The 24360-nt window shown below is 57.1% G+C and carries 34 protein-coding genes; all 34 read left to right on the forward strand.

From position 1 onward, the window contains the following. The first annotated feature begins 10 nt into the window (after positions 1 to 10). The 34 genes from rpoC to AC5O5I_RS02410 all read left to right on the forward strand — a co-directional run bounded on the left by rpoC (position 11) and on the right by AC5O5I_RS02410 (position 24208). Entirely contained in the window at positions 11 to 4210 is a 4200-nt protein-coding gene (gene rpoC / locus AC5O5I_RS02245; RefSeq protein WP_172221119.1) for a DNA-directed RNA polymerase subunit beta', read from the forward strand. A 211-nt stretch (positions 4211 to 4421) separates the two neighbouring features. Next, positions 4422 to 4793, forward strand: a complete 372-nt coding sequence (gene rpsL, locus AC5O5I_RS02250; RefSeq protein ID WP_003255492.1) for a 30S ribosomal protein S12 — start codon at positions 4422 to 4424, stop codon at positions 4791 to 4793. 106 nt (positions 4794 to 4899) lie between these two features. After that, positions 4900 to 5370 carry a 30S ribosomal protein S7 gene (gene rpsG / locus AC5O5I_RS02255; protein WP_008089143.1) on the forward strand — a complete coding sequence of 157 codons (471 nt, stop codon included), beginning with the start codon at positions 4900 to 4902 and terminating at the stop codon, positions 5368 to 5370. Between the two features lie 30 nt (positions 5371 to 5400). Continuing rightward, positions 5401 to 7548 (forward strand): elongation factor G, encoded by a 2148-nt coding sequence (gene fusA / locus AC5O5I_RS02260; protein ID WP_172285392.1) that lies wholly within the window; start codon positions 5401 to 5403, stop codon positions 7546 to 7548. A gap of 27 nt (positions 7549 to 7575) precedes the next feature. Beyond that, entirely contained in the window at positions 7576 to 8769 is a 1194-nt protein-coding gene (gene tuf / locus AC5O5I_RS02265) for an elongation factor Tu (RefSeq protein ID WP_172221125.1), read from the forward strand. A 142-nt stretch (positions 8770 to 8911) separates the two neighbouring features. Then, positions 8912 to 9223, forward strand: coding sequence for a 30S ribosomal protein S10 (gene rpsJ / locus AC5O5I_RS02270; RefSeq protein WP_003186070.1), 312 nt, complete (start codon positions 8912 to 8914; stop codon positions 9221 to 9223). 80 nt (positions 9224 to 9303) lie between these two features. After that, a complete protein-coding gene (gene rplC, locus AC5O5I_RS02275; RefSeq protein ID WP_172221128.1) occupies positions 9304 to 9939 on the forward strand; it encodes a 50S ribosomal protein L3 in 636 nt (211 codons plus the stop codon). Between the two features lie 12 nt (positions 9940 to 9951). Beyond that, positions 9952 to 10554 carry a 50S ribosomal protein L4 gene (rplD, locus tag AC5O5I_RS02280; protein WP_003255485.1) on the forward strand — a complete coding sequence of 201 codons (603 nt, stop codon included), beginning with the start codon at positions 9952 to 9954 and terminating at the stop codon, positions 10552 to 10554. Next, entirely contained in the window at positions 10551 to 10850 is a 300-nt protein-coding gene (rplW, locus tag AC5O5I_RS02285; RefSeq protein WP_003255484.1) for a 50S ribosomal protein L23, read from the forward strand. The genes rplD and rplW overlap by 4 nt, the downstream gene beginning before the upstream one ends. Positions 10851 to 10864: 14 nt before the next feature. Next, the gene (rplB, locus tag AC5O5I_RS02290) at positions 10865 to 11689 is read left to right on the forward strand and encodes a 50S ribosomal protein L2 (RefSeq protein WP_172221131.1); all 825 of its coding nucleotides are present in this window, start codon (positions 10865 to 10867) and stop codon (positions 11687 to 11689) included. A 16-nt stretch (positions 11690 to 11705) separates the two neighbouring features. Next, positions 11706 to 11981 carry a 30S ribosomal protein S19 gene (gene rpsS / locus AC5O5I_RS02295; RefSeq protein ID WP_003255482.1) on the forward strand — a complete coding sequence of 92 codons (276 nt, stop codon included), beginning with the start codon at positions 11706 to 11708 and terminating at the stop codon, positions 11979 to 11981. 11 nt (positions 11982 to 11992) lie between these two features. Next, positions 11993 to 12325 (forward strand): 50S ribosomal protein L22, encoded by a 333-nt coding sequence (rplV, locus tag AC5O5I_RS02300; RefSeq protein ID WP_003103908.1) that lies wholly within the window; start codon positions 11993 to 11995, stop codon positions 12323 to 12325. Between the two features lie 13 nt (positions 12326 to 12338). Beyond that, on the forward strand, positions 12339 to 13025 hold the full coding sequence (rpsC, locus tag AC5O5I_RS02305; RefSeq protein WP_003255481.1) for a 30S ribosomal protein S3: 687 nt from the start codon (positions 12339 to 12341) through the stop codon (positions 13023 to 13025). A 12-nt stretch (positions 13026 to 13037) separates the two neighbouring features. Then, on the forward strand, positions 13038 to 13451 hold the full coding sequence (gene rplP / locus AC5O5I_RS02310; protein ID WP_003255479.1) for a 50S ribosomal protein L16: 414 nt from the start codon (positions 13038 to 13040) through the stop codon (positions 13449 to 13451). Continuing rightward, entirely contained in the window at positions 13451 to 13642 is a 192-nt protein-coding gene (rpmC, locus tag AC5O5I_RS02315) for a 50S ribosomal protein L29 (protein WP_002555481.1), read from the forward strand. The genes rplP and rpmC overlap by 1 nt, the downstream gene beginning before the upstream one ends. A 2-nt stretch (positions 13643 to 13644) precedes the next feature. Continuing rightward, positions 13645 to 13911, forward strand: coding sequence for a 30S ribosomal protein S17 (rpsQ, locus tag AC5O5I_RS02320; RefSeq protein ID WP_023534981.1), 267 nt, complete (start codon positions 13645 to 13647; stop codon positions 13909 to 13911). Positions 13912 to 13934: 23 nt separating this feature from the next. After that, complete coding sequence (gene rplN / locus AC5O5I_RS02325) at positions 13935 to 14303, forward strand: 50S ribosomal protein L14 (RefSeq protein ID WP_002555479.1); 369 nt, start codon at positions 13935 to 13937, stop codon at positions 14301 to 14303. Between the two features lie 11 nt (positions 14304 to 14314). Beyond that, on the forward strand, positions 14315 to 14629 hold the full coding sequence (gene rplX, locus AC5O5I_RS02330; protein ID WP_003255476.1) for a 50S ribosomal protein L24: 315 nt from the start codon (positions 14315 to 14317) through the stop codon (positions 14627 to 14629). A 20-nt stretch (positions 14630 to 14649) separates the two neighbouring features. Further along, complete coding sequence (gene rplE, locus AC5O5I_RS02335; protein ID WP_003255474.1) at positions 14650 to 15189, forward strand: 50S ribosomal protein L5; 540 nt, start codon at positions 14650 to 14652, stop codon at positions 15187 to 15189. 13 nt (positions 15190 to 15202) lie between these two features. Further along, on the forward strand, positions 15203 to 15508 hold the full coding sequence (gene rpsN, locus AC5O5I_RS02340; protein WP_008089807.1) for a 30S ribosomal protein S14: 306 nt from the start codon (positions 15203 to 15205) through the stop codon (positions 15506 to 15508). A gap of 208 nt (positions 15509 to 15716) precedes the next feature. Further along, entirely contained in the window at positions 15717 to 16109 is a 393-nt protein-coding gene (rpsH, locus tag AC5O5I_RS02345) for a 30S ribosomal protein S8 (protein WP_003255471.1), read from the forward strand. A 12-nt stretch (positions 16110 to 16121) separates the two neighbouring features. Beyond that, positions 16122 to 16655 (forward strand): 50S ribosomal protein L6, encoded by a 534-nt coding sequence (gene rplF / locus AC5O5I_RS02350; RefSeq protein WP_172285391.1) that lies wholly within the window; start codon positions 16122 to 16124, stop codon positions 16653 to 16655. 10 nt (positions 16656 to 16665) lie between these two features. Further along, entirely contained in the window at positions 16666 to 17016 is a 351-nt protein-coding gene (gene rplR / locus AC5O5I_RS02355; RefSeq protein ID WP_003255467.1) for a 50S ribosomal protein L18, read from the forward strand. Between the two features lie 3 nt (positions 17017 to 17019). Next, the gene (gene rpsE / locus AC5O5I_RS02360; protein WP_003255465.1) at positions 17020 to 17520 is read left to right on the forward strand and encodes a 30S ribosomal protein S5; all 501 of its coding nucleotides are present in this window, start codon (positions 17020 to 17022) and stop codon (positions 17518 to 17520) included. A 2-nt stretch (positions 17521 to 17522) separates the two neighbouring features. Next, a complete protein-coding gene (gene rpmD / locus AC5O5I_RS02365; RefSeq protein ID WP_011531895.1) occupies positions 17523 to 17699 on the forward strand; it encodes a 50S ribosomal protein L30 in 177 nt (58 codons plus the stop codon). Between the two features lie 3 nt (positions 17700 to 17702). Beyond that, positions 17703 to 18137, forward strand: coding sequence for a 50S ribosomal protein L15 (gene rplO / locus AC5O5I_RS02370; RefSeq protein WP_003255461.1), 435 nt, complete (start codon positions 17703 to 17705; stop codon positions 18135 to 18137). After that, positions 18138 to 19469: a preprotein translocase subunit SecY gene (gene secY / locus AC5O5I_RS02375; protein ID WP_003255459.1), complete on the forward strand. Its 1332-nt coding sequence runs from the start codon at positions 18138 to 18140 to the stop codon at positions 19467 to 19469. A gap of 29 nt (positions 19470 to 19498) precedes the next feature. After that, positions 19499 to 19615 (forward strand): 50S ribosomal protein L36, encoded by a 117-nt coding sequence (rpmJ, locus tag AC5O5I_RS02380; RefSeq protein ID WP_002555468.1) that lies wholly within the window; start codon positions 19499 to 19501, stop codon positions 19613 to 19615. Positions 19616 to 19744: 129 nt separating this feature from the next. After that, complete coding sequence (gene rpsM, locus AC5O5I_RS02385) at positions 19745 to 20101, forward strand: 30S ribosomal protein S13 (protein ID WP_172228320.1); 357 nt, start codon at positions 19745 to 19747, stop codon at positions 20099 to 20101. Between the two features lie 18 nt (positions 20102 to 20119). Continuing rightward, positions 20120 to 20509 (forward strand): 30S ribosomal protein S11, encoded by a 390-nt coding sequence (gene rpsK / locus AC5O5I_RS02390; protein ID WP_003255454.1) that lies wholly within the window; start codon positions 20120 to 20122, stop codon positions 20507 to 20509. Positions 20510 to 20524: 15 nt separating this feature from the next. Further along, entirely contained in the window at positions 20525 to 21145 is a 621-nt protein-coding gene (gene rpsD, locus AC5O5I_RS02395; protein WP_012270238.1) for a 30S ribosomal protein S4, read from the forward strand. Positions 21146 to 21167: 22 nt separating this feature from the next. Then, a complete protein-coding gene (locus AC5O5I_RS02400) occupies positions 21168 to 22169 on the forward strand; it encodes a DNA-directed RNA polymerase subunit alpha (protein ID WP_003255452.1) in 1002 nt (333 codons plus the stop codon). 42 nt (positions 22170 to 22211) lie between these two features. Next, positions 22212 to 22598 (forward strand): 50S ribosomal protein L17, encoded by a 387-nt coding sequence (gene rplQ, locus AC5O5I_RS02405; protein ID WP_003255451.1) that lies wholly within the window; start codon positions 22212 to 22214, stop codon positions 22596 to 22598. A gap of 170 nt (positions 22599 to 22768) precedes the next feature. Next, positions 22769 to 24208 (forward strand): catalase, encoded by a 1440-nt coding sequence (locus AC5O5I_RS02410; RefSeq protein ID WP_494512013.1) that lies wholly within the window; start codon positions 22769 to 22771, stop codon positions 24206 to 24208. Positions 24209 to 24360: the final 152 nt, after the last annotated feature.

Consider the following 24360-nt stretch of genomic DNA (forward strand, 5'->3'; position numbering starts at 1 on the left):
AGGAAAGGCCTTGAAAGACCTACTGAATTTGCTGAAAAACCAGGGTCAAGTCGAAGAGTTCGACGCCATCCGCATCGGTCTGGCGTCACCTGAAATGATCCGTTCGTGGTCGTTCGGTGAAGTCAAGAAGCCGGAAACCATCAACTACCGTACGTTCAAACCAGAGCGTGACGGCCTGTTCTGCGCCAAGATCTTTGGCCCAGTCAAGGACTACGAGTGCCTGTGCGGCAAGTACAAGCGCCTCAAGCACCGCGGCGTGATCTGCGAGAAGTGCGGCGTTGAAGTTGCCCTGGCCAAGGTTCGTCGTGAGCGCATGGCGCACATCGAACTGGCCTCGCCGGTTGCTCACATCTGGTTCCTGAAGTCGCTGCCGTCCCGTATCGGCCTGCTGATGGACATGACCCTGCGTGACATCGAGCGCGTGCTCTACTTCGAGAGCTACGTCGTTATCGATCCGGGCATGACCACCCTGGAAAAGGGCCAGCTGCTGAACGACGAGCAGTACTTCGAAGCGCTGGAAGAGTTCGGTGACGACTTTGATGCCCGCATGGGTGCCGAAGCTGTCCGCGAGCTGCTGCACGCTATCGACCTGGAGCACGAGATTGGTCGCCTGCGCGAAGAAATTCCGCAGACCAACTCGGAAACCAAGATCAAGAAGCTGTCCAAGCGCCTGAAGCTGATGGAAGCTTTCCAGGGCTCGGGCAACCTGCCTGAGTGGATGGTCCTGACCGTCCTGCCAGTGCTGCCGCCGGACCTGCGTCCGCTGGTACCGCTGGATGGTGGCCGCTTCGCGACCTCCGACCTGAACGACCTGTATCGTCGGGTGATCAACCGTAACAACCGTCTGAAGCGCCTGCTCGATCTGTCGGCGCCGGACATCATCGTGCGCAACGAAAAGCGCATGCTGCAGGAAGCGGTCGACGCCCTGCTGGACAACGGCCGTCGCGGTCGCGCCATCACTGGCTCGAACAAGCGTCCGCTGAAGTCCCTGGCTGACATGATCAAAGGTAAGCAAGGTCGCTTCCGTCAGAACTTGCTCGGTAAGCGCGTGGATTACTCCGGCCGTTCGGTAATTACCGTAGGCCCGACCCTGCGTCTGCACCAGTGCGGTCTGCCGAAGAAGATGGCCCTCGAGCTGTTCAAACCGTTCATTTTCGGCAAGCTGGAAATGCGTGGTCTGGCGACCACCATCAAGGCTGCCAAGAAGATGGTCGAGCGCGAGCTGCCAGAGGTGTGGGACGTGCTCGCCGAGGTGATCCGCGAACACCCCGTGCTGCTCAACCGTGCACCGACCCTGCACCGTCTGGGTATCCAGGCCTTTGAACCGGTTCTGATCGAAGGTAAGGCCATTCAGCTGCACCCGCTGGTCTGCGCCGCGTACAACGCCGACTTCGACGGTGACCAGATGGCCGTTCACGTGCCGCTGACGCTGGAAGCCCAGCTTGAAGCGCGCGCGCTGATGATGTCGACCAACAACATCCTGTCGCCAGCCAACGGTGAGCCAATCATCGTTCCTTCGCAGGACGTGGTACTGGGTCTGTACTACATGACCCGTGAAGCCATCAACGCCAAGGGCGAAGGTCGCGTGTTCGCCGACCTGCAGGAAGTCGACCGCGTATTCCGCGCCGGCGAAGCTGCCCTGCACGCGAAAATCAAGGTTCGTATCAACGAAACCGTGAATGACCGTGATGGTTCCTCGACCAAGAACACCCGTATCGTCGACACCACCGTCGGCCGTGCGCTGCTGTTCCAGGTTGTACCGGCAGGCCTGCCATACGATGTCGTCAACCAGCCGATGAAGAAAAAGGCGATCTCCAAGCTGATCAACCAGTGCTACCGCGTGGTTGGTCTGAAAGAGACCGTTATCTTCGCCGACCAGCTGATGTACACCGGCTTTGCCTACTCGACCATTTCCGGCGTTTCCATCGGTGTGAATGACTTCGTCATCCCTGATGAAAAAGCCCGCATCATCAACAGCGCCACCGATGAAGTGAAGGAAATCGAGAGCCAGTACGCCTCCGGCCTGGTAACACAGGGCGAGAAGTACAACAAGGTCATCGACTTGTGGTCGAAGGCGAACGACGAAGTGTCCAAGGCGATGATGGCCAACCTCTCGAAAGAGAAGGTCATCGACCGCGAAGGCAAAGAAGTCGAGCAAGAGTCCTTCAACTCGATGTACATGATGGCTGACTCCGGTGCCCGTGGTTCCGCAGCACAGATCCGTCAGTTGGCCGGTATGCGTGGCCTGATGGCCAAGCCGGACGGCTCCATCATCGAGACGCCGATCACCGCGAACTTCCGTGAAGGCTTGAGCGTACTTCAGTACTTCATCTCGACTCACGGTGCTCGTAAAGGTCTGGCGGATACCGCACTGAAGACCGCCAACTCCGGTTACCTGACTCGTCGTCTGGTAGACGTTGCCCAGGATCTGGTGGTTACCGAGATCGACTGCGGCACCGACCATGGCCTGTTGATGACCCCGCACATCGAAGGCGGCGACGTTGTAGAGCCGCTGGGTGAGCGTGTACTGGGTCGTGTCATCGCCCGTGACGTGTTCAAGCCAGGCACCGAGGACGTTATCGTTCCGGCCGGTACCCTGGTTGATGAGCAGTGGGTCGAATTCATCGAGCTGAACAGCATCGACGAAGTGATCGTGCGTTCGCCGATCAACTGCGAAACCCGCTTCGGTATCTGCGCCAAGTGCTACGGTCGTGACCTGGCTCGCGGTCACCAGGTGAACATCGGTGAAGCTGTCGGCGTTATCGCTGCCCAGTCGATCGGTGAGCCGGGTACCCAGCTGACCATGCGTACGTTCCACATCGGTGGTGCTGCAAGCCGTACCTCGGCTGCCGACAGCGTCCAGGTGAAGAACGGCGGTATGGTTCGTCTGCACAACCTGAAGCAGGTAGTACGTGCCGATGGCAACCTGGTTGCCGTATCGCGTTCGGGCGAGTTGGCCATCGCCGACGAATTCGGTCGTGAGCGTGAGCGTTACAAGCTGCCTTACGGTGCGGTAATTTCGGTCAAGGAAGGTGAAAAGGTCGAAGCTGGCGCCATCGTCGCCAAGTGGGACCCGCACACCCACCCGATCGTTACCGAGCTGAAAGGTACCGTGACCTTCGTGGGCATGGAAGAAAACATCACCATCAAGCGTCAGACTGACGAATTGACTGGTTTGACCAACATTGAAGTGCTGGACGTCAAGGATCGCCCTGCCGCAGGCAAGGAAATCCGTCCGGCTATCAAGATGGTCGATGCCAATGGCAAGGACCTGTACCTGCCAGGTACCGATGTACCTGCTCAGTACTTCCTGCCAGCCAACGCCTTGGTAGGTGTGGCTGACGGTGCACAGATCGGTGTTGGTGACGTAATTGCGCGTATCCCGCAAGAAACGTCGAAAACCCGTGACATCACCGGTGGTCTGCCACGTGTTGCCGACTTGTTCGAAGCACGCCGTCCGAAAGAAGCCTCGATTCTGGCTGAAGTCAGCGGCACCATCGCGTTCGGTAAAGAGACCAAGGGCAAGCGCCGTCTGGTCATCACTCCGACCGACGGTAGCGATCCGTACGAAGAGCTGATTCCTAAGTGGCGCCACCTGAACGTCTTCGAAGGCGAACAGGTAAACCGCGGCGAAGTCATCTCCGACGGCCCGAGCGATCCGCACGACATCCTGCGTTTGCTGGGTGTGAGCGCGCTGGCGAAGTACATCGTCAACGAGATCCAGGACGTTTACCGTCTGCAAGGCGTGAAGATCAACGACAAGCACATCGAGACCATCCTGCGTCAGATGCTGCGCAAGGTCGAGATCTCGGAGTCGGGTGATTCCAGCTTCATCAAGGGCGACCAGATGGAACTGACCCACGTACTGGTGGAGAACGAGCGTCTCGCCGGCGATGACAAGTTCATCTCCAAGTTCACCCGTGTGCTGCTGGGTATCACCAAGGCGTCGCTGTCGACCGAATCGTTCATCTCCGCGGCTTCCTTCCAGGAAACCACCCGCGTACTGACCGAAGCGGCTGTAACCGGCAAGCGCGACTACCTGCGCGGCCTGAAAGAGAACGTGGTCGTGGGTCGTCTGATCCCGGCCGGTACCGGTCTGGCTTACCACAGCGAGCGCAAGCGTCGCCGTGAAGCCGACAAACCGCTGCGTGTGAGCGCCAGTGAGGTCGAAGCTGCACTGACCGAAGCGCTGAATTCCAGCGGTAACTAAGTACAGGGCAGGGCCCCGGCAAACCTCGAACGGTCATCGACGACACACAATGTTGCCGATGATCGGGCGAGGAGGGCCGGGGCCTCGTCTTGACTGGGTGCAAGATCCTCCGTAGACTTTTGTACCCTTAAATTTGGTGAGGCTCCGTCTCGTCAATTTTTGGCTTTCTTGCAAGACAATAGAGTCGCAAGACAATCAGTGGAGCTAGTAGATGGCAACTATCAACCAGCTGGTACGTCAGCCGCGTAAGCGTTCGGTCGAGAAGTCCGACGTTCCTGCGCTGCAGAACTGCCCGCAACGTCGTGGCGTGTGCACCCGTGTGTACACCACCACGCCGAAAAAACCTAACTCGGCACTGCGTAAAGTATGCCGTGTGCGTCTGACCAACGGTTTCGAGGTTTCCTCGTACATCGGCGGTGAAGGCCACAACCTGCAAGAGCACAGCGTCGTCCTGATCCGTGGCGGCCGTGTAAAAGACTTGCCAGGTGTTCGTTACCACACCGTTCGCGGCTCTCTGGATACTTCGGGCGTCAAAGGCCGTAACCAGGGTCGTTCGAAGTACGGTACCAAGCGTCCGAAGTAATCGGCCGTTTGCACACATCCATTTTTTTGAGTCGATAAGAGTAAGGTCGGGCGGGGGTCGTAGACCCAGGTCCCGGGCTAACCTGAAGACCGTTTGAGGGCTTATCATGCCAAGACGTCGTGTAGCAGCAAAACGTGAGATTCTGGACGATCCTAAATACGGATCCCAAATCCTCGCCAAGTTCATGAACCACGTGATGGAAAGCGGCAAGAAGGCCGTGGCCGAGCGCATCGTTTACGGTGCCCTGGACAAGGTCAAAGAGCGCAAGAACAGCGACCCCCTGGAAATCTTCGAGAAAGCTCTCGACGCCATCGCTCCGCTGGTCGAAGTAAAGTCCCGTCGTGTCGGCGGTGCCACTTACCAGGTTCCGGTTGAAGTTCGTCCATCCCGTCGTAACGCTCTGGCAATGCGCTGGCTCGTAGACTACGCCCGCAAGCGCGGCGAGAAGTCGATGGCTCTGCGCCTGGCCGGCGAACTGCTGGATGCTGCTGAAGGCAAGGGTGCTGCAGTCAAGAAGCGTGAAGACGTTCACCGTATGGCTGAAGCCAACAAAGCGTTCTCGCACTACCGCTTCTAATTCAAGCATCAATCATTTTGCGAGGGCTTTATGGCTCGTACTACAGCAATTAACCGCTACCGTAACATTGGTATCTGTGCCCACGTTGACGCGGGCAAGACCACCACTACCGAGCGGATCCTGTTCTACACAGGTCTGAGCCACAAGATGGGCGAGGTGCATGACGGCGCCGCGACCACCGACTGGATGGTGCAGGAGCAGGAGCGGGGTATCACCATTACCTCCGCTGCCGTTACTACCTTCTGGAAAGGTTCCGTTGGTCAGTACGACAACTACCGCGTAAACGTCATCGATACCCCCGGCCACGTTGACTTCACCATTGAAGTAGAGCGTTCGCTGCGTGTACTCGACGGCGCGGTCGTTGTGTTCTGCGGTACCTCCGGCGTTGAGCCGCAGTCCGAAACCGTATGGCGTCAGGCCAACAAGTACGGCGTTCCACGTGTTGTTTACGTGAACAAGATGGACCGTGCCGGTGCCGACTTCCTGCGCGTTGTTGGTCAGATCAAGAACCGTCTGGGGCACACCCCGGTTCCTGTTCAGCTGGCCATCGGTTCGGAAGATAACTTCCAGGGTCAGGTCGACCTGATCAAGATGAAGGCTATCTACTGGAACGACGACGACAAAGGCACCACCTACCGTGAGGAAGAAATTCCTGCGGACATGCTCGAGCTGGCCGAAAAATGGCGCGCGAACATGGTCGAAGCGGCTGCCGAGTCCAGCGAAGAGCTGATGAACAAGTACCTGGAAGGCGAAGAGCTGACCGTCGAAGAGATCAAAGCCGGTCTGCGCGCGCGCACCCTGGCCAGCGAGATCGTTCCGGCTGTCTGCGGTTCGTCCTTCAAGAACAAGGGCGTTCCCCTGGTTCTCGACGCCGTCATCGACTTCCTGCCTGCTCCTACCGAGATTCCTGCGATCAAGGGTATCCACCCTGACCTGATCGAGAAGCCGAAGGATGAGCTGGTCGAGGCCGACTACGACGAGCGTCATGCCGACGACAACGAGCCGTTCTCGGCTCTGGCGTTCAAGATTGCCACCGACCCGTTCGTTGGTACTCTGACCTTCGTCCGTGTTTACTCGGGTATGCTGCAGTCCGGCGACTCGGTGATCAACTCGGTCAAAGGCAAGAAAGAGCGCGTTGGTCGTATGGTGCAGATGCACGCCAACCAGCGTGAAGAAATCAAAGAAGTACTGGCAGGCGACATCGCTGCTCTGATCGGCATGAAGGACGTCACCACCGGTGACACCCTGTGCAACGCCGACAAGCCGATCATCCTCGAGCGTATGGACTTCCCGGAGCCTGTGATCTCGGTAGCTGTAGAGCCGAAGACCAAGCAAGACCAGGAAAAGATGGGTATCGCACTGGGCAAGCTGGCTCAGGAAGACCCTTCGTTCCGCGTCAAGACCGACGAAGAAACCGGCCAGACCATCATCTCCGGTATGGGTGAGCTGCACCTGGACATCCTCGTTGACCGCATGAAGCGCGAGTTCAACGTCGAGGCCAACATCGGCAAGCCGCAGGTTTCGTACCGCGAGAAGATCACCAAGTCCAACGTCGAAATCGAAGGCAAGTTCGTTCGTCAGTCGGGTGGTCGTGGTCAGTTCGGTCACTGCTGGATCCGTTTCTCGGAGCCAGATCAGGACGACAAAGGCAACATCACCGAAGGTCTGGTGTTCTCCAACGAAGTCGTTGGTGGTGTGATTCCTAAGGAATTCATCGCCCCGATCCAGAAGGGTATCGAAGAGCAGATGAAGAACGGCGTTGTTGCCGGCTATCCTCTGATCGGCCTGAAGGCCACGGTATTCGACGGTTCGTACCACGATGTCGACTCCAACGAAATGGCGTTCAAAATCGCTGCTTCGATGGCAACCAAGCAGCTGGCCCAGAAGGGCGGCGGCGTGGTTCTCGAGCCGATCATGAAGGTCGAAGTTGTAACCCCGGAAGACTACCTGGGTGACGTGATGGGTGACCTGAACCGTCGTCGTGGTCTGGTTCAGGGTATGGATGATTCGGTCTCCGGCCGCGTCGTTCGTGCTGAAGTACCGCTCGGAGAGATGTTCGGTTATGCGACCGACGTTCGTTCCATGTCTCAGGGTCGCGCGAGCTACTCCATGGAATTCTCCAAATACGCCGAAGCTCCGTCGAACATCGTCGAAGCACTCGTTAAAAAACAAGGCTAATCCCCTTTAGGCAAGAGGTTCACTGTCGTGGCTAAAGAAAAATTTGATCGTTCCCTTCCCCACGTTAACGTCGGCACTATCGGCCACGTTGACCACGGTAAGACCACTCTGACCGCAGCTCTGACTCGCGTTTGCTCCGAAGTTTTCGGTTCCGCAATCGTCGACTTCGACAAGATCGACTCGGCTCCGGAAGAGAAAGCGCGCGGTATTACCATCAACACCGCTCACGTCGAATACAACTCGACCATTCGTCACTACGCTCACGTCGACTGCCCAGGTCACGCTGACTACGTGAAGAACATGATCACCGGTGCTGCCCAGATGGACGGCGCGATCCTGGTTTGCTCGGCCGCCGATGGTCCGATGCCACAAACCCGTGAGCACATCCTGCTGTCCCGTCAGGTTGGCGTTCCGTACATCGTGGTCTTCCTGAACAAGGCTGACCTGGTAGACGACGCTGAGCTGCTGGAACTGGTCGAGATGGAAGTTCGCGACCTGCTGTCCACCTACGACTTCCCAGGCGACGACACCCCGATCATCATCGGTTCGGCTCGTATGGCCCTGGAAGGCAAAGACGACAACGAAATGGGCACCACTGCCGTTCGTAAACTGGTCGAAACTCTGGACAGCTACATCCCAGAGCCAGTTCGTGCCATCGACCAGCCGTTCCTGATGCCGATCGAAGACGTATTCTCGATCTCGGGTCGTGGTACCGTTGTTACCGGTCGTATCGAGCGTGGTATCGTCCGCGTTCAGGATCCGCTGGAAATCGTTGGTCTGCGTGACACCACCACCACCACCTGCACCGGTGTTGAGATGTTCCGCAAGCTGCTGGACGAAGGTCGTGCTGGCGAGAACTGCGGCGTTCTGCTGCGTGGTACCAAGCGTGACGACGTTGAGCGTGGCCAGGTTCTGGTCAAGCCAGGTTCGGTCAAGCCGCACACCAAGTTCGTTGCCGAAGTCTACGTTCTGTCGAAGGAAGAAGGCGGTCGTCACACGCCGTTCTTCAAAGGCTACCGTCCTCAGTTCTACTTCCGTACCACTGACGTGACCGGTAACTGCGAACTGCCGGAAGGCGTTGAAATGGTAATGCCAGGCGACAACATCCAAATGGTTGTCACCCTGATCAAGACCATCGCAATGGAAGACGGTCTGCGTTTCGCCATTCGTGAAGGCGGTCGTACCGTCGGCGCCGGCGTCGTGGCCAAAATCGTCGAGTAATCACTCGATCGGTTGAAAAAAACCCCCGCTCAGCGGGGGTTTTTTTTATTCGGTTGACACTAAATTGAGGCGTCTATAGAATCACGCCTCCTTTTAGCGGGCGTAGTGCGTCCGTTGGGAACAGCCTGGAGTCTGAAATCCAATGCAAAATCAGCAAATCCGAATCAGGTTGAAGGCTTTCGACCATCGCCTGATCGACCAATCCACCCAGGAAATCGTGGAAACCGCGAAACGTACTGGTGCACAAGTGCGTGGTCCAATTCCACTGCCTACCCGCAAAGAGCGTTTCACCGTTCTGGTTTCCCCGCACGTCAACAAAGACGCGCGTGACCAGTACGAGATCCGCACTCATAAGCGTGTTCTGGACATCGTCCAGCCAACGGATAAAACCGTTGACGCGCTGATGAAGCTTGATCTGGCGGCAGGTGTGGAAGTGCAGATCAGCCTCGGCTAAGACTTCGGTCTTGTCCGTGTAACGCTCTGAAATGGGCGGCCATAGCGGGTGAAAGCCCCGTACACTCATGAGGTTACAACATGACTATTGGTGTAGTCGGTCGCAAGTGCGGTATGACCCGCATTTTCACCGAAGAAGGTGTCTCCATTCCGGTCACGGTCATCGAGATCGAGCCGAATCGCGTCACCCAGTTCAAAACTGAAGAAACCGATGGCTACCGTGCAGTGCAAGTCACTGTCGGCGAGCGTCGTGCTTCTCGCGTGACTGCCGCTCAGGCAGGTCACTTCGCCAAGGCTAACGTTGCCGCTGGTCGCGGTGTCTGGGAGTTCCGTCTTGAAGAAGGCGAGTTCCAGGCTGGCGACTCGATCAAAGCTGAACTCTTCACTGAAGGCCAGCTGGTAGACGTTACTGGTCAGTCGAAAGGTAAAGGCTTCGCCGGTACCATCAAGCGCTGGAACTTCCGTGGTCAGGACAACACCCACGGTAACTCCGTGTCGCACCGTGTTCCTGGTTCCATCGGCCAGTGCCAGACTCCTGGTCGTGTGTTCAAGGGCAAGAAAATGTCCGGTCACATGGGCGCCGAGCGCGTGACTGTTCAGTCCCTGGAAGTAGTTCGCGTAGACGCTGAGCGCAACCTGCTGCTCGTCAAGGGTGCCGTTCCAGGCGCTACTGGCGGCGACGTGGTTGTACGTCCAGCTGTCAAGGCTCGCGGTTAAGGGGAAACTGACATGCAACTTAATGTAAATGACGCTCAGGCGATCGAAGTTTCCGAACTGACTTTCGGTGGCGAATTCAACGAGACGCTGGTTCACCAAGCAGTCGTGGCCTACATGGCCGGCGGCCGTCAAGGTACCAAGCAGCAGAAGACCCGTTCCGACGTGGCTGGTGGCGGTAAGCGCCCATGGCGTCAGAAGGGTACTGGCCGTGCTCGTGCTGGTACCACTCGTGGTCCGATCTGGCGTGGCGGTGGTGTAACCTTCGCAGCTCGCCCTCAAGATCACTCGCAAAAGCTCAACAAGAAGATGTACCGCGCAGCCCTGCGCTCCATCCTCGCTGAGCTGGTGCGTAGCGACCGTCTGGTCGTGGTTCAGGACTTCGCTGTCGAAGCGCCGAAAACCAAAGATCTGCTGAACAAGCTGAACGGCATGGGTCTGAGCGACGTACTGATCGTTTCCGACGCTGTTGATCAGAACCTGTACCTGGCTGCTCGTAACCTGCCGCACGTCGACGTACGTGACGTACAAGGTTCCGACCCGGTCAGTCTGATCGCATACGAGAAAGTGTTGATCACTGTCTCGGCCGTGAAGAAATTCGAGGAGCTGCTGGGATGAACCAGGAACGCGTATTCAAAGTCCTCCTTGGCCCGCACGTTTCCGAGAAGGCTACCGTTCTGGCTGAGAAGAAAGGCCAGTTCGTATTCAAGGTTGCTACCGACGCAACCAAGCTGGAAATCAAGAAAGCTGTCGAAGGCCTGTTCAACGTAAAAGTTGAAAACGTGTCGACCGTTAACGTTCTGGGTAAAACCAAGCGTACCGCACGTGGTCTGGGCAAGCGCAATGACTGGAAGAAGGCGATCGTCTCCCTTCAGCCAGGCCAAGATCTCGATTTCAGCAGCAGTGCTGAGTAAGGAAGGGGTGCATCATGGCAATCGTTAAATGCAAACCGACTTCCCCTGGCCGCCGTTTCGTGGTCAAGGTGGTCAACAAGGAGCTGCACAAAGGCGCTCCTCACGCACCGCTGCTCGAGAAAAAATCGAAGTCTGGTGGTCGTAACAACAATGGCCGCATTACCACTCGTCACGTTGGTGGTGGTCATAAGCAGCATTACCGTCTGGTTGACTTCCGTCGCAACGACAAAGATGGCATCCCAGCCACTGTCGAGCGTATCGAATACGACCCGAACCGTACTGCTCACATCGCCCTGCTGTGCTACGCAGACGGCGAGCGTCGCTACATCATCGCCCCTAAAGGCGTGAGCGCTGGCGACCAGCTGATCGCAGGTACCCTGGCCCCAATCAAGGCCGGTAACTCCCTGCAGCTGCGCAACATTCCAGTGGGTAGCACCATTCACGGCATCGAACTGAAGCCGGGTAAAGGTGCACAGATCGCTCGTTCCGCTGGTGCTTCGGCTCAGCTGATCGCTCGCGAAGGTGTCTACGTGACCCTGCGTCTGCGCTCTGGTGAAATGCGTAAAGTACTGGCTGAGTGCCGTGCGACCCTGGGCGAAGTCTCGAACTCCGAGCACAGCCTGCGTTCGCTGGGTAAAGCAGGTGCCAAACGCTGGCGCGGCGTTCGCCCAACCGTTCGTGGCGTTGCCATGAACCCGGTTGACCACCCACATGGTGGTGGTGAAGGTCGTACCTCCGGTGGTCGTCATCCGGTATCGCCATGGGGCTTCCCAACCAAGGGTGCTAAAACCCGTGGTAATAAGCGTACCGACAAAATGATCGTCCGTCGTCGCAAGTAACTAGAGGGATACGACAGTGCCACGTTCTCTGAAAAAAGGTCCTTTTATCGATCTTCACCTGTTGAAGAAGGTCGAAGTGGCGGTGGAGAAGAACGATCGCAAACCAGTTAAAACCTGGTCGCGTCGTTCGATGATCCTGCCACAAATGGTCGGTCTGACCATCGCGGTTCACAACGGTCGCCAGCATGTTCCAGTTCTCGTGAACGAAGACATGGTCGGCCATAAACTGGGCGAGTTTGCCGGTACCCGCACTTATCGTGGGCACGTGGCTGACAAGAAAGCCAAGCGTTAAGGGGTTAGGAAATGGAAGTAGCCGCTAAGTTGTCGGGCGCTCGAATCTCCGCCCAGAAAGCCCGCTTGGTCGCCGACCAGATCCGCGGGAAGAAGGTGGGCGAAGCGCTCAACCTGTTGGCCTTCAGCAGCAAAAAAGCCGCTGAAATCATGAAGAAAGTCCTCGAGTCGGCCGTTGCCAACGCCGAACACAACGAAGGCGCAGACGTTGATGACCTGAAGGTCTCCACCGTCTTCGTCAACGAAGGGCGTTCGCTGAAGCGCATCATGCCGCGTGCCAAAGGCCGCGCAGATCGCATCGTCAAGCGGTCTTGCCATATCACTGTCAAGGTTGCGGACAAGTAACGGAGTCGATCAGATGGGTCAGAAAGTACATCCCACTGGCATTCGCCTGGGAATCGTCAAGGAGCACACGTCCGTCTGGTATGCAGACGGCGCTACTTACGCAGATTACCTGTTGAAGGATCTGAAAACACGTGAGTACCTCCAGGACAAACTAAAAAGCGCGTCCGTAAGCCGTATCGATATTCATCGCCCGGCTCAAACCGCACGCATCACCATCCACACTGCTCGTCCCGGTATCGTTATCGGCAAGAAAGGTGAAGATGTTGAGAAACTGCGTCAGGACCTGACCAAGCAGATGGGTGTGCCTGTGCACATCAACATCGAAGAGATCCGCAAGCCGGAACTCGACGCTATGCTGGTTGCGCAGAGCGTAGCTCAGCAGCTGGAACGCCGCGTAATGTTCCGTCGCGCCATGAAGCGCGCCGTACAGAACGCCATGCGTATTGGTGCCAAGGGCATCAAGATCCAGGTGAGCGGTCGTCTCGGCGGCGCCGAGATTGCTCGTACCGAGTGGTATCGCGAAGGTCGTGTGCCTCTGCACACCCTGCGTGCCGATATCGACTACAACACCTACGAAGCTCACACCACTTATGGTGTGATCGGTGTGAAGGTTTGGATCTTCAAAGGCGAAGTTATTGGTGGTCGCCAAGAAGAACTGAAACCACAAGCACCAGCGCCTCGTAAAAAAGCTGCTAAGTAAGGGGTACGCCAAATGTTGCAACCAAAGCGTACAAAATTCCGCAAGCAGATGACTGGCCACAACCGTGGTCTGGCACTGCGCGGTAGCAAAGTCAGCTTCGGCGAATTCGCCCTGAAGGCTGTTGCTCGCGGTCGCCTCACCGCCCGCCAGATCGAGTCGGCACGTCGTGCCCTGACCCGTCACGTAAAACGTGGCGGCAAGATCTGGATCCGTGTGTTCCCGGACAAGCCGATCTCCAAGAAACCTCTCGAGGTTCGTATGGGTAAAGGTAAGGGCTCCGTGGAATACTGGGTTGCCCAGATCCAGCCAGGCAAAGTCCTGTACGAGATCGAGGGTGTTTCTGAAGAGCTGGCGCGCGAAGCTTTCGCCCTGGCTGCTGCAAAGCTGCCTCTCGCCACCTCCTTTGTTAAGCGGACGGTGATGTGATGAAAGCGAATGAACTTCGTGAAAAATCGGCACAGCAGCTGAACGAGCAACTGCTCGGCCTGCTGCGCGACCAGTTCAATCTGCGCATGCAGAAAGCAACTGGCCAGTTGGGGCAGTCGCACCTGCTCTCGCAAGTTAAGCGTGACATCGCTCGCGTGAAAACTGTGCTCAACCAGCAGGCAGGTAAGTGATCATGGCTGAAGCTGAAAAAACCGTCCGTACGCTGACTGGCCGTGTCGTCAGCGACAAAATGGACAAGACCATCACCGTACTGATCGAGCGTCGCGTAAAGCACCCGATCTACGGTAAATACGTTAAGCGTTCGACTAAGCTGCACGCGCACGACGAAACCAACCAGTGCAAGATCGGCGACAAAGTTTCGATTACCGAAACCCGTCCGCTGGCCAAGACCAAGTCCTGGGCACTGGTTGAAGTCCTCGAACGCGCTGTTGAAGTCTAAGGGCTAGGGGTCGGAGAAATTTTATGATTCAGACTCAATCCATGCTCGATGTGGCCGATAACAGCGGCGCTCGTCGCGTCATGTGCATCAAGGTGCTCGGCGGTTCGCACCGCCGTTACGCCGGCATCGGTGACATCATCAAGGTTACCGTCAAGGAAGCAATTCCGCGCGGTAAGGTCAAAAAAGGCCAAGTGATGACTGCTGTTGTCGTGCGCACCCGTCACGGTGTCCGTCGCGCTGACGGTTCCATCATTCGTTTCGACGGCAACGCTGCTGTTCTGCTGAACAACAAGCAAGAGCCGATCGGCACTCGCATCTTCGGGCCAGTGACCCGTGAACTTCGTACTGAGAAGTTCATGAAGATCGTCTCGCTCGCCCCTGAAGTGCTGTAAGGAGATCCGACATGCAAAAGATTCGTCGTGACGACGAGATCATCGTGATCGCCGGCAAAGACAAAGGTAAGCGCGGTAAGGTGCTGAAGGTTCTCGCTGATGACCGTCTGGTCATCGGTGGTGTGAACCTGGTCAAGCGTCATACCAAGCCTAACCCGATGGCGGGCGTTCAGGGCGGTATCGTCGAGAAAGAAGCGCCTCTGCACGCTTCCAACGTTGCCATCTTCAACGGCGAAACCAACAAGGCTGACCGCGTTGGTTTTAAAGTAGAAGACGGTAAGAAAATTCGTGTCTTCAAGTCGACCCAAAAAGCGGTTGATGCTTGAACACTGCTAGGTAGAAGACCATGGCACGACTGAAAGAGATTTACCGGAACGAAATCGCTCCCAAGCTTAAGGAAGAACTTAAGCTGTCGAACGTGATGGAAGTTCCGCGCGTTACCAAAATCACCCTGAACATGGGTCTGGGCGAAGCGATCGGCGACAAGAAAGTCATCGAGCACGCTGTTGCCGACCTGGAAAAGATCACCGGTCAAAAGCCGGTCGTGACTTTCGCTCGTAAATCCATCGCTGGCTTCAAAGTCCGCGAAGGATGGCCGATCGGCGTCAAGGTGACCCTGCGTAGCGACAAGATGTACGAATTCCTGGACCGCCTGCTGGCGATCTCCCTGCCTCGGGTCCGCGACTTCCGCGGCCTGAATGCCAAGTCCTTCGATGGCCGTGGCAACTACAGCATGGGCGTGAAAGAGCAGATCATCTTCCCGGAAATCGATTACGACAAGATCGATGCTCTGCGCGGTTTGGACATCACCCTGACCACCACTGCTCGTTCGGATGACGAAGGCCGCGCTCTGCTGCGTGCATTCAAATTCCCGTTCCGCAACTGATTGGAGTAGGAAAATGGCCAAGAAGAGCATGAAAAACCGCGAGCTGAAGCGTCAGCTCACGGTAGCCAAGTTCGCCAAAAAGCGTGCTGAGCTGAAAGCGACCATCGTCAACGTGAACGCCTCTCCTGAAGAGCGTTTCGCTGCCGTTGTTGCGCTGCAGAAGCAGCCACGTGATGCCAGCGCTGCGCGTCTGCGCAACCGTTGCCGCCTGACCGGTCGTCCTCACGGTGTATACCGTAAGTTCGGCCTGGGCCGTAACATGCTGCGTCAAGCTGCAATGCGTGGTGACGTACCAGGTCTGGTCAAGGCCTCCTGGTAATCGCTGCAGGTGTGATCCCGGCGTAAGGAGAGCAATCTTCCGACCGCCGGTGATCTTGCCAACAAACAAGCCCCTATATGGGGCTTGTTTCGTTTCTACCTTGTGTCTAGAATGACCGGCTCACCTGAGCCTGGGGTTTAACCCTGTCCGCTCGGGTGGTTGTGATAGCCGCAAGGCTAATAATTCTTGTATCAGGAGCATCTAGCCCATGAGTATGCAGGACCCGTTAGCGGACATGCTAACTCGCATCCGTAATGCCCAGATGGCTGAAAAGTCCGTCGTAAGCATGCCTTCCTCTACCCTGAAGGTCGCGGTTGCCAAAGTTCTGAAAGACGAAGGTTACATTGCCGGTTACCAGGTTACTGGTGAGGCCAAGCCTTCTCTGTCGATCGAGCTCAAGTACTTCGAAGGCCGTCCGGTCATCGAGGAGCTGAAGCGCTCCAGCCGTCCTGGCCTGCGCCAGTACAAGGCCGTTACAGACCTGCCGAAAGTACGTGGCGGCCTGGGCGTGTCTATCGTCTCCACCAACAAAGGTGTGATGACTGACCGCGCTGCGCGCGCTGCCGGTGTCGGCGGCGAAGTTCTGTGCACAGTGTTCTAAGGGGAGATAGGCATGTCTCGCGTCGCTAAGAACCCCGTTAAGCTGCCAGCAGGCGTCGAAGTCAAATTCGCCGGTCAGCAGCTTTCGGTGAAGGGTGCCAAGGGCACTCTCGAACTGAACGTTCACTCGTCTGTTGAAGTCTCCGAAGTCTCCGGCGAACTCCGTTTCGTCGCTCGCAACGGTGATCAGCAAGCTCGTGCTATGGCCGGTACTACCCGTGCCCTGGTCAACAACATGGTCCAAGGCGTAAGCCAAGGCTTCGAGCGTAAGCTCCAGCTGGTCGGTGTTGGTTACAAGGCGCAGGCTAAAGGCACCGTCCTGAACCTGGCTCTGGGCTTCTCGCATCCAGTGGACTACGAACTGCCAGCCGGTATCACCGCTGAAACACCTAGCCAGACCGACATCCTGATCAAGGGTATCGACAAGCAGCTGGTAGGTCAGGTGGCCGCTGAAATCCGCGACTTCCGTCCACCAGAGCCTTACAAAGGCAAGGGTGTGCGTTACGCGGACGAAGTAGTCCGTCGTAAAGAAGCCAAGAAGAAGTAGGGCCTAGCAAATGACCGACAAAAAAGTTATTCGACTGCGTCGCGCTCGCAAAGCACGTCTCAAGATGCACGAACTCGAAGTCGTGCGCCTGTGCGTGTTCCGCTCCTCGCAGCACATCTACGCCCAGGTCATTTCGGCCGACGGCAGCAAGGTTCTGGCAAGCGCCTCGACCTTGGACAAAGACCTGCGTGATGGCGCCACCGGCAACATCGACGCGGCCACTAAGGTTGGCAAGCTGGTAGCTGAGCGTGCGAAAGCCGCCGGTGTATCTCAAGTTGCCTTTGACCGTTCCGGCTTCAAGTACCATGGCCGCGTCAAAGCGCTGGCTGATGCTGCTCGTGAAGGCGGGCTGGAGTTCTAAGTTATGGCAAATAACGATCAAAAGCGCGACGAAGGCTACATCGAGAAGCTGGTTCAAGTTAACCGCGTTGCCAAAACCGTAAAAGGCGGCCGTATCTTCACCTTCACCGCGCTGACCGTGGTAGGTGATGGTAAGGGCCGTGTTGGCTTCGGCCGTGGCAAGTCGCGCGAAGTACCTGCCGCGATTCAGAAAGCCATGGAAGCTGCTCGTCGCAACATGATCCAGGTTGACCTGAAGGGCACCACCCTGCAGTACGCCACCAAGGCTGCCCACGGCGCCTCGAAGGTTTACATGCAGCCTGCTTCGGAAGGTACCGGTATCATCGCCGGCGGTGCAATGCGTGCTGTCCTGGAAGTTGCTGGTGTTCAGAACGTTCTGGCCAAGTGCTACGGTTCGACCAACCCAGTGAACGTGGTTTACGCCACCTTCAAGGGTCTGAAAGCCATGCAATCTCCTGAATCCATTGCTGCCAAGCGCGGCAAGAGCGTCGAGGAGATCTTCTGATCATGGCAACCGTAAAAGTAACGCTGATCAAGAGCGTCTCGGGCCGCATCCCTAACCACAAACTGTGCGTTAAGGGTCTGGGTCTGCGTCGCATCGGTCACACTGTAGAAGTCCAGGATACTCCCGAGAACCGCGGGATGATCAACAAGGCTTACTACATGCTGAAGGTCGAGGGCTAATCGATGAAACTCAATGATCTGAGTCCAGCGCCGGGTTCCCGTCGCGAAAAGCATCGTCCAGGTCGTGGTATCGGTAGCGGTCTGGGTAAGACCGGCGGCCGTGGCCACAAAGGTCAGACCTCCCGTTCGGGTGGTTCGATCGCTCCTGGCTTCGAAGGCGGTCAACAGCCGCTGCACCGTCGTCTGCCGAAATTCGGCTTCGTTTCCCTGAAAGCCATGGACCGCGCAGAAGTGCGTCTGTCCGAGCTGGCCAAAGTGGAAGGCGACGTGATCTCCGTGCAATCCCTGAAGGATGCCAACGTGATCAACCAGCACATTCAGCGTGTGAAAATCATGCTGTCTGGCGAAGTTACTCGCGCAGTCACCATCAAGGGCATCGCAGCCACCAAGGGTGCGCGTGCGGCTATCGAAGCAGCTGGCGGCAAATTCGAGGAATAAATGGCTAAGCAAGGTGCTCTCTCTTCGCTCGGTAAGGGCGGGATGTCGGAACTCTGGGCTCGTCTGCGCTTTCTGTTCATGGCGATCATCGTCTATCGGATAGGTGCGCATATCCCGGTTCCCGGCATCAATCCGGACCGTCTGGCGGATCTGTTTCGGCAGAATGAGGGGACCATTCTTAGCTTGTTCAACATGTTTTCCGGTGGCGCGCTTGAGCGCATGAGCATCTTTGCACTGGGGATCATGCCGTACATCTCGGCATCGATCATCATGCAGCTGATGACGGCGGTCAGCCCGCAACTGGAGCAGTTGAAGAAGGAAGGTGAAGCTGGCCGTCGCAAGATCAGCCAGTACACCCGCTACGGCACCGTTATCCTGGCACTGGTTCAAGCCATTGGCATGTCCATTGGCCTGGCCAACCAGGGCGTGGCGTTTTCTGCAGGGCTGGGCTTCCATGTCGTCGCCGTCTCCACGTTCGTGGCTGGCGCGATGTTCATGATGTGGCTGGGCGAGCAGATCACCGAGCGCGGTGTGGGCAACGGTATCTCGATGTTGATCTTCGCAGGTATCGTTGCCGGTCTTCCGAGAGCAATCGGGCAGTCTTTCGAGTCTGCACGCACAGGCGATATCAACATTTTCGCCCTGGTCGCAATCGGTTTGCTGGCAGTAGCGATTATCGGTTTCGTGGTGTTCATTGAGCGTGGTCAGCGTCGTATCGCCGTTCACTACGCCAAGCGTCAGCAGGGCCGCAAGGTCTTTGCAGCGCAGACCAGCCACTTGCCGCTGAAAGTGAACATGGCGGGGGTTATCCCGGCCATTTTCGCGAGCAGCATTTTGCTGTTCCCGGCTTCGCTGGGTGCCTGGTTCGGTCAGTCCGAAGGTATGGGCTGGCTGCAGGACATCTCGCAGTCGATCGCTCCTGGTCAGCCGTTGAACATTCTGCTGTTTAGTGCAGGGATCATTTTCTTCTGCTTCTTCTACACAGCGTTGATGTTCAACCCGAAAGACGTAGCGGAAAACCTGAAGAAGTCCGGTGCCTTTATTCCGGGTATCCGTCCTGGTGAGCAGTCGGCGCGCTATATCGATGGCGTTCTGACCCGTTTGACCATGTTCGGTGCTCTATACATGATGGCCGTCTGCCTTCTGCCCCAGTTCCTGGTGGTGGCAGCAAATGTGCCGTTCTACCTTGGCGGGACCTCGTTGCTGATTGTGGTAGTGGTTGTGATGGACTTCATGTCCCAAGTACAATCGCACCTCGTTTCGCACCAGTACGAATCCCTGATGAAGAAAGCCAACCTGAAAGGCTACGGCGGCAGCGGTTTGCTGCGCTGATACGCCCCTTAAGGTTCGAGGAGTCGGTAATGAAAGTTCGTGCATCGGTGAAAAAGCTGTGCCGTAACTGCAAGATCATCCGTCGCGAAGGCGTCGTACGAGTGATCTGCAGCGCGGAACCGCGTCACAAACAGCGCCAAGGCTGAGTGTGATTTGCGTCAAACCCAGCAGCTAGTGTGCTGCTGGGTTGATTAATCGTTTCTACAGCGATATTATCTCGCGCCCTATTTCTTGGCTTCCGGGGCGTAGGTAGCTGTCAATTGGAGTCCCACTGAATGGCCCGTATTGCAGGCGTCAACATTCCAGATAACAAGCATACTGTTATCTCGCTGACCTACATCTATGGTGTCGGTCGCACAACTGCACATAAGATTTGTGCAGACGCTGGTGTAAACCCAGCCGCTAAGATCAAGGATCTGAGCGACGAGCAAATCGAAACCCTGCGTGGCGAAGTCGCGAAGTTCACCACCGAAGGTGACCTGCGTCGTGACATCAACATGAAGATCAAGCGCTTGATGGACCTGGGTTGCTACCGCGGCCTGCGTCATCGTAAAGGTCTGCCGGTTCGCGGTCAGCGCACCAAGACCAACGCACGCACCCGTAAGGGCCCGCGTAAGCCGATCCGCAAGTAACCGCCCAGGAATATAGACATGGCAAAACCTGCTGCTCGTCCTCGTAAGAAAGTCAAAAAGACAGTGGTTGATGGCATCGCCCACATCCATGCTTCTTTTAACAACACCATCGTGACCATCACCGACCGTCAGGGCAATGCTTTGTCCTGGGCGACCTCCGGTGGTTCGGGTTTCCGTGGTTCGCGCAAATCCACCCCGTTCGCAGCCCAGATTGCTGCCGAGCGTGCTGGTCAAGCTGCGCTGGAATACGGTCTGAAGAACCTCGACGTTAACGTCAAGGGTCCAGGTCCAGGTCGTGAGTCCGCCGTTCGTGCATTGAACAGCTGCGGCTACAAGATCGCCAGCATCACCGACGTGACGCCAATCCCGCATAACGGGTGCCGTCCGCCGAAGAAGCGTCGCGTGTAATCAGGAGACAGAAGAATGGCACGTTACATTGGTCCAAAATGCAAACTGTCTCGTCGTGAAGGCACCGATCTGTTCCTGAAGAGCGGCGTTCGCGCTCTGGAATCGAAGTGCAACATCGAAGCAGCCCCAGGTATCCACGGCCAGCGCCGTGGCCGTCAGTCCGACTACGGTACCCAGCTGCGCGAGAAACAAAAAGTCCGTCGTATCTACGGTGTTCTGGAGCGTCAGTTCCGCGGTTACTACCAAGCTGCAGCCTCGAAAAAAGGCGCAACTGGTGAGAACCTGCTGCAACTGCTCGAGTGCCGTCTGGATAACGTCGTTTACCGTATGGGCTTCGGCTCGACTCGTTCCGAGTCGCGTCAGCTGGTTTCGCACAAAGCGATCAGCGTCAACGGTAAGACTGTAAACATTCCATCCTACCAAGTTCGTCCGGGTGACGTGGTCGCGGTCCGCGAGAAGTCGTTGGCTCAGCTGCGCATTGTTCAAGCCCTTGAACTGTGCGCCCAGCGTGGCCGCGTTGAGTGGGTTGACGTGGATGCTGCTAAAAAGTCGGGCGTTTTCAAGAACGTTCCTGCTCGCAGCGACCTGTCTGCCGACATCAACGAAAACCTGATTGTCGAGCTCTACTCCAAGTAAGGGCTAGAAAATAGGTGCATCCATGCAGATTTCGGTAAATGAGTTCCTGACTCCCCGCCACATTGATGTGCAGGTAGTCAGTCCGACCCGCGCCAAGATTACGCTCGAGCCTCTCGAGCGTGGTTTCGGCCACACCCTGGGCAACGCGCTGCGCCGCATCCTGTTGTCCTCCATGCCTGGCTGTGCAGTAGTCGAGGCCGAGATCGATGGCGTACTCCACGAGTACTCCGCGATCGAAGGTGTTCAGGAAGACGTAATTGAAATCCTGTTGAACCTGAAAGGCCTGGCTATCAAACTGCACGGTCGTGACGAAGTTACGCTGACCTTGTCGAAAAAGGGTTCGGGGGTGGTTACCGCTGCCGATATTCAGCTGGATCACGATGTCGAGATCGTCAACCCCGATCACGTAATCGCGAACCTGGCGTCGAATGGCGCCCTGAACATGAAGCTCACTGTAGCTCGTGGTCGTGGTTACGAGCCGGCTGACTCCCGTCAAACCGACGAAGACGAAAGCCGTAGCATTGGCCGTCTGCAGTTGGACGCTTCGTTCAGCCCGGTGCGTCGTATCGCCTATGTGGTCGAAAACGCCCGTGTTGAACAGCGTACCAACCTGGACAAGCTGGTCATCGATCTGGAAACCAACGGCACCCTGGATCCTGAAGAGGCTATCCGCCGCGCTGCGACCATCCTGCAACAGCAGCTGGCCGCGTTCGTCGACCTCAAAGGTGACAGCGAGCCTGTCGTAGTCGAGCAGGAAGACGAGATCGATCCGATCCTCCTGCGTCCGGTTGACGACCTGGAACTGACTGTACGTTCGGCCAACTGCCTCAAGGCGGAGAACATCTACTACATCGGCGACCTGATTCAGCGTACCGAAGTAGAGCTGTTGAAGACTCCTAACCTGGGCAAGAAGTCCCTGACTGAAATCAAGGACGTCCTGGCCTCTCGTGGTCTGTCTCTCGGCATGCGCCTCGACAACTGGCCGCCTGCAAGTCTTAAGAAAGACGACAAGGCGACCGCCTGATCGTCGTAATCACCGAACGTAGTGTTTGGTAAGGAATGAATCATGCGTCATCGTAAAAGTGGACGTCACCTGAGCCGTACCAGCTCTCACCGCAAGGCTATGTTCCAGAACATGGCAGTGTCGTTGATCGAGCACGAGCTGATCAAAACCACCCTGCCGAAAGCCAAGGAACTGCGTCGCGTTGCCGAGCCGCTGATCACCCTGGCCAAGGAAGACAGCGTTGCTAACCGCCGTCTGGCCTTCGACCGTACCCGTTCGAAGTCCGCTGTTGGCAAACTGTTCAACGACCTGGGCAAGCGTTACGCCACCCGTCAGGGCGGCTACCTGCGCATCCTGAAGTGCGGTTTCCGCGCTGGCGACAACGCGCCTATGGCGTACGTCGAGCTGGTTGATCGTCCGGTCGGCGGTGCTGTAGAAGCTGCTGAGTAAGACGTTCTGTCTGCTACAAAGAACCGGGCCTAGTGCCCGGTTTTTTGTGTGTGCATATATTGTTATTTTCTATTGATGCGAGTCATGTAATACATTTGTCCTTATGAACTTGCTCGTCGATACTCTCCATAGCCGATTAGCCGGCGCTTGAAGCCCGATAAGGAGAGCCCATGAGCAAGATTCTCACCACCGCCAGCGGTGCACCTGTAGCTGACAACCAGAACTCCCGTTCCGCTGGCCCACGTGGCCCGCTGCTGCTCGACGACTTTCACCTGATCGAGAAGCTTGCCCACTTCAATCGCGAGAACATCCCTGAGCGCCGCGTTCACGCCAAGGGCTCGGGTGCGTATGGCACCTTCACCGTTACCCGCGACATCACCGGCTACACCAGCGCCAAGCTGTTCGAGCAGATCGGCAAGCAGACTGAGACCTTCCTGCGCTTCTCCACTGTAGGTGGCGAGCGTGGCTCTGCGGATACCGAGCGCGACCCGCGCGGTTTCGCGGTCAAGTTCTATACCGAGGAAGGCAACTGGGACATCGTTGGCAACAACACGCCAGTGTTCTTCATTCGCGACCCGCTCAAGTTCCCGGACTTTATCCACACGCAAAAACGCCACCCGCAATCCAACCTGAAGAACCCCCAGATGATGTGGGACTTCTGGTCGCACTCCCCCGAGGCTCTGCACCAGGTCACCATCCTGTTCTCTGACCGCGGCATTCCGGATGGCTATCGCCACATGCATGGCTTTGGTAGTCACACCTACAGCCTGATCAGCGCCGAGGGTGAGCGCACCTGGGTCAAATGGCACTTCAAGACCCAGCAAGGTATCAAGAACCTCACTCCGGCAGACGCTGCACGGCTGGCAGGTACCGATCCGGACTATGCCCAGCGTGATCTGTTCGAGGCCATCGAGCGCGGCGAATACCCACGCTGGACCGTGTGCATTCAGGTGATGAGCGAAGACCAGGCGGCGAGCCGCGGCGAAAACCCGTTCGATGTGACCAAGACCTGGTCGCAGAAGGATCACCCGCTTATCGAAGTGGGGGTGCTGGAGCTGAACCGCAACCCGCTCAACTATTTCGCCGAAGTGGAGCAGGCGGCGTTCGGGCCAAGCAACATGGTGCCGGGTGTCGGCCTGTCGCCGGACCGCATGCTGCAAGGCCGTGTATTCGCCTACGCTGATGCGCATCGCTACCGCGTGGGGACCAACCACCAGCAGCTGCCTGTGAACGCGCCACGCTGCGCGGTGAACAGCTATCAACGGGACGGCTCCATGGCCACTGGCAGTTACGCGGGTGCGCCCAACTACGAGCCCAACAGCTACGCCGAGGCACCGAAACAGTCGCCGCGCCACGCCGAGCCTGCACTGGCCCTGAGTGGTTCGGCAGACCGCTACGATCACCGCGAGGACAGCGACTACTACAGCCACGCCGGGGCCCTGTTCCGCTTGATGAGTGCCGAGCAGAAGGCCCTGCTGATCGACAACATCGCCGGCACCATGGCAGGTGTAAGCCTGGACGTGGTGCAACGGCAGTTGCAGTACTTCTTCAAGGCCGACCCGGCGTACGGCGAAGGCATTGCCAAGGCTTTGGGCGTCAATCTTGCCTAAGTCGAAGTGATAAGAAGAACCGCCCTCATTTGGGCGGTTTTTCAATGAATATCACTACTGTTTAGCCGATTTTTTGCTTCTAATTGCGCGTTTTTCAGTGACCGCGGGCAAAAGCTGGTTCACACTGTGTGGCATAGACGTATTCACATGGA

The sequence above is a fragment of the Pseudomonas sp. 9_2_1 genome (assembly GCF_059295275.1).

What these genes read in the sequence shown, in the direction of transcription:
- rpsL (WP_003255492.1), top strand. Translation starts at nt 4,422, where the DNA reads ATGGCAACTATCAACCAGCTGGTACGTCAGCCGCGTAAGCGTTCGGTC.
- rpsG (WP_008089143.1), top strand. Translation starts at nt 4,900, where the DNA reads ATGCCAAGACGTCGTGTAGCAGCAAAACGTGAGATTCTGGACGATCCT.
- fusA (WP_172285392.1), top strand. Translation starts at nt 5,401, where the DNA reads ATGGCTCGTACTACAGCAATTAACCGCTACCGTAACATTGGTATCTGT.
- rpsJ (WP_003186070.1), top strand. Translation starts at nt 8,912, where the DNA reads ATGCAAAATCAGCAAATCCGAATCAGGTTGAAGGCTTTCGACCATCGC.
- rplC (WP_172221128.1), top strand. Translation starts at nt 9,304, where the DNA reads ATGACTATTGGTGTAGTCGGTCGCAAGTGCGGTATGACCCGCATTTTC.
- rplD (WP_003255485.1), top strand. Translation starts at nt 9,952, where the DNA reads ATGCAACTTAATGTAAATGACGCTCAGGCGATCGAAGTTTCCGAACTG.
- rplW (WP_003255484.1), top strand. Translation starts at nt 10,551, where the DNA reads ATGAACCAGGAACGCGTATTCAAAGTCCTCCTTGGCCCGCACGTTTCC.
- rplB (WP_172221131.1), top strand. Translation starts at nt 10,865, where the DNA reads ATGGCAATCGTTAAATGCAAACCGACTTCCCCTGGCCGCCGTTTCGTG.
- rplV (WP_003103908.1), top strand. Translation starts at nt 11,993, where the DNA reads ATGGAAGTAGCCGCTAAGTTGTCGGGCGCTCGAATCTCCGCCCAGAAA.
- rpsC (WP_003255481.1), top strand. Translation starts at nt 12,339, where the DNA reads ATGGGTCAGAAAGTACATCCCACTGGCATTCGCCTGGGAATCGTCAAG.
- rplP (WP_003255479.1), top strand. Translation starts at nt 13,038, where the DNA reads ATGTTGCAACCAAAGCGTACAAAATTCCGCAAGCAGATGACTGGCCAC.
- rpmC (WP_002555481.1), top strand. Translation starts at nt 13,451, where the DNA reads ATGAAAGCGAATGAACTTCGTGAAAAATCGGCACAGCAGCTGAACGAG.
- rpsQ (WP_023534981.1), top strand. Translation starts at nt 13,645, where the DNA reads ATGGCTGAAGCTGAAAAAACCGTCCGTACGCTGACTGGCCGTGTCGTC.
- rplN (WP_002555479.1), top strand. Translation starts at nt 13,935, where the DNA reads ATGATTCAGACTCAATCCATGCTCGATGTGGCCGATAACAGCGGCGCT.
- rplX (WP_003255476.1), top strand. Translation starts at nt 14,315, where the DNA reads ATGCAAAAGATTCGTCGTGACGACGAGATCATCGTGATCGCCGGCAAA.
- rplE (WP_003255474.1), top strand. Translation starts at nt 14,650, where the DNA reads ATGGCACGACTGAAAGAGATTTACCGGAACGAAATCGCTCCCAAGCTT.
- rpsN (WP_008089807.1), top strand. Translation starts at nt 15,203, where the DNA reads ATGGCCAAGAAGAGCATGAAAAACCGCGAGCTGAAGCGTCAGCTCACG.
- rpsH (WP_003255471.1), top strand. Translation starts at nt 15,717, where the DNA reads ATGAGTATGCAGGACCCGTTAGCGGACATGCTAACTCGCATCCGTAAT.
- rplF (WP_172285391.1), top strand. Translation starts at nt 16,122, where the DNA reads ATGTCTCGCGTCGCTAAGAACCCCGTTAAGCTGCCAGCAGGCGTCGAA.
- rplR (WP_003255467.1), top strand. Translation starts at nt 16,666, where the DNA reads ATGACCGACAAAAAAGTTATTCGACTGCGTCGCGCTCGCAAAGCACGT.
- rpsE (WP_003255465.1), top strand. Translation starts at nt 17,020, where the DNA reads ATGGCAAATAACGATCAAAAGCGCGACGAAGGCTACATCGAGAAGCTG.
- rpmD (WP_011531895.1), top strand. Translation starts at nt 17,523, where the DNA reads ATGGCAACCGTAAAAGTAACGCTGATCAAGAGCGTCTCGGGCCGCATC.
- rplO (WP_003255461.1), top strand. Translation starts at nt 17,703, where the DNA reads ATGAAACTCAATGATCTGAGTCCAGCGCCGGGTTCCCGTCGCGAAAAG.
- secY (WP_003255459.1), top strand. Translation starts at nt 18,138, where the DNA reads ATGGCTAAGCAAGGTGCTCTCTCTTCGCTCGGTAAGGGCGGGATGTCG.
- rpmJ (WP_002555468.1), top strand. Translation starts at nt 19,499, where the DNA reads ATGAAAGTTCGTGCATCGGTGAAAAAGCTGTGCCGTAACTGCAAGATC.
- rpsM (WP_172228320.1), top strand. Translation starts at nt 19,745, where the DNA reads ATGGCCCGTATTGCAGGCGTCAACATTCCAGATAACAAGCATACTGTT.
- rpsK (WP_003255454.1), top strand. Translation starts at nt 20,120, where the DNA reads ATGGCAAAACCTGCTGCTCGTCCTCGTAAGAAAGTCAAAAAGACAGTG.
- rpsD (WP_012270238.1), top strand. Translation starts at nt 20,525, where the DNA reads ATGGCACGTTACATTGGTCCAAAATGCAAACTGTCTCGTCGTGAAGGC.
- AC5O5I_RS02400 (WP_003255452.1), top strand. Translation starts at nt 21,168, where the DNA reads ATGCAGATTTCGGTAAATGAGTTCCTGACTCCCCGCCACATTGATGTG.
- rplQ (WP_003255451.1), top strand. Translation starts at nt 22,212, where the DNA reads ATGCGTCATCGTAAAAGTGGACGTCACCTGAGCCGTACCAGCTCTCAC.
- AC5O5I_RS02410 (WP_494512013.1), top strand. Translation starts at nt 22,769, where the DNA reads ATGAGCAAGATTCTCACCACCGCCAGCGGTGCACCTGTAGCTGACAAC.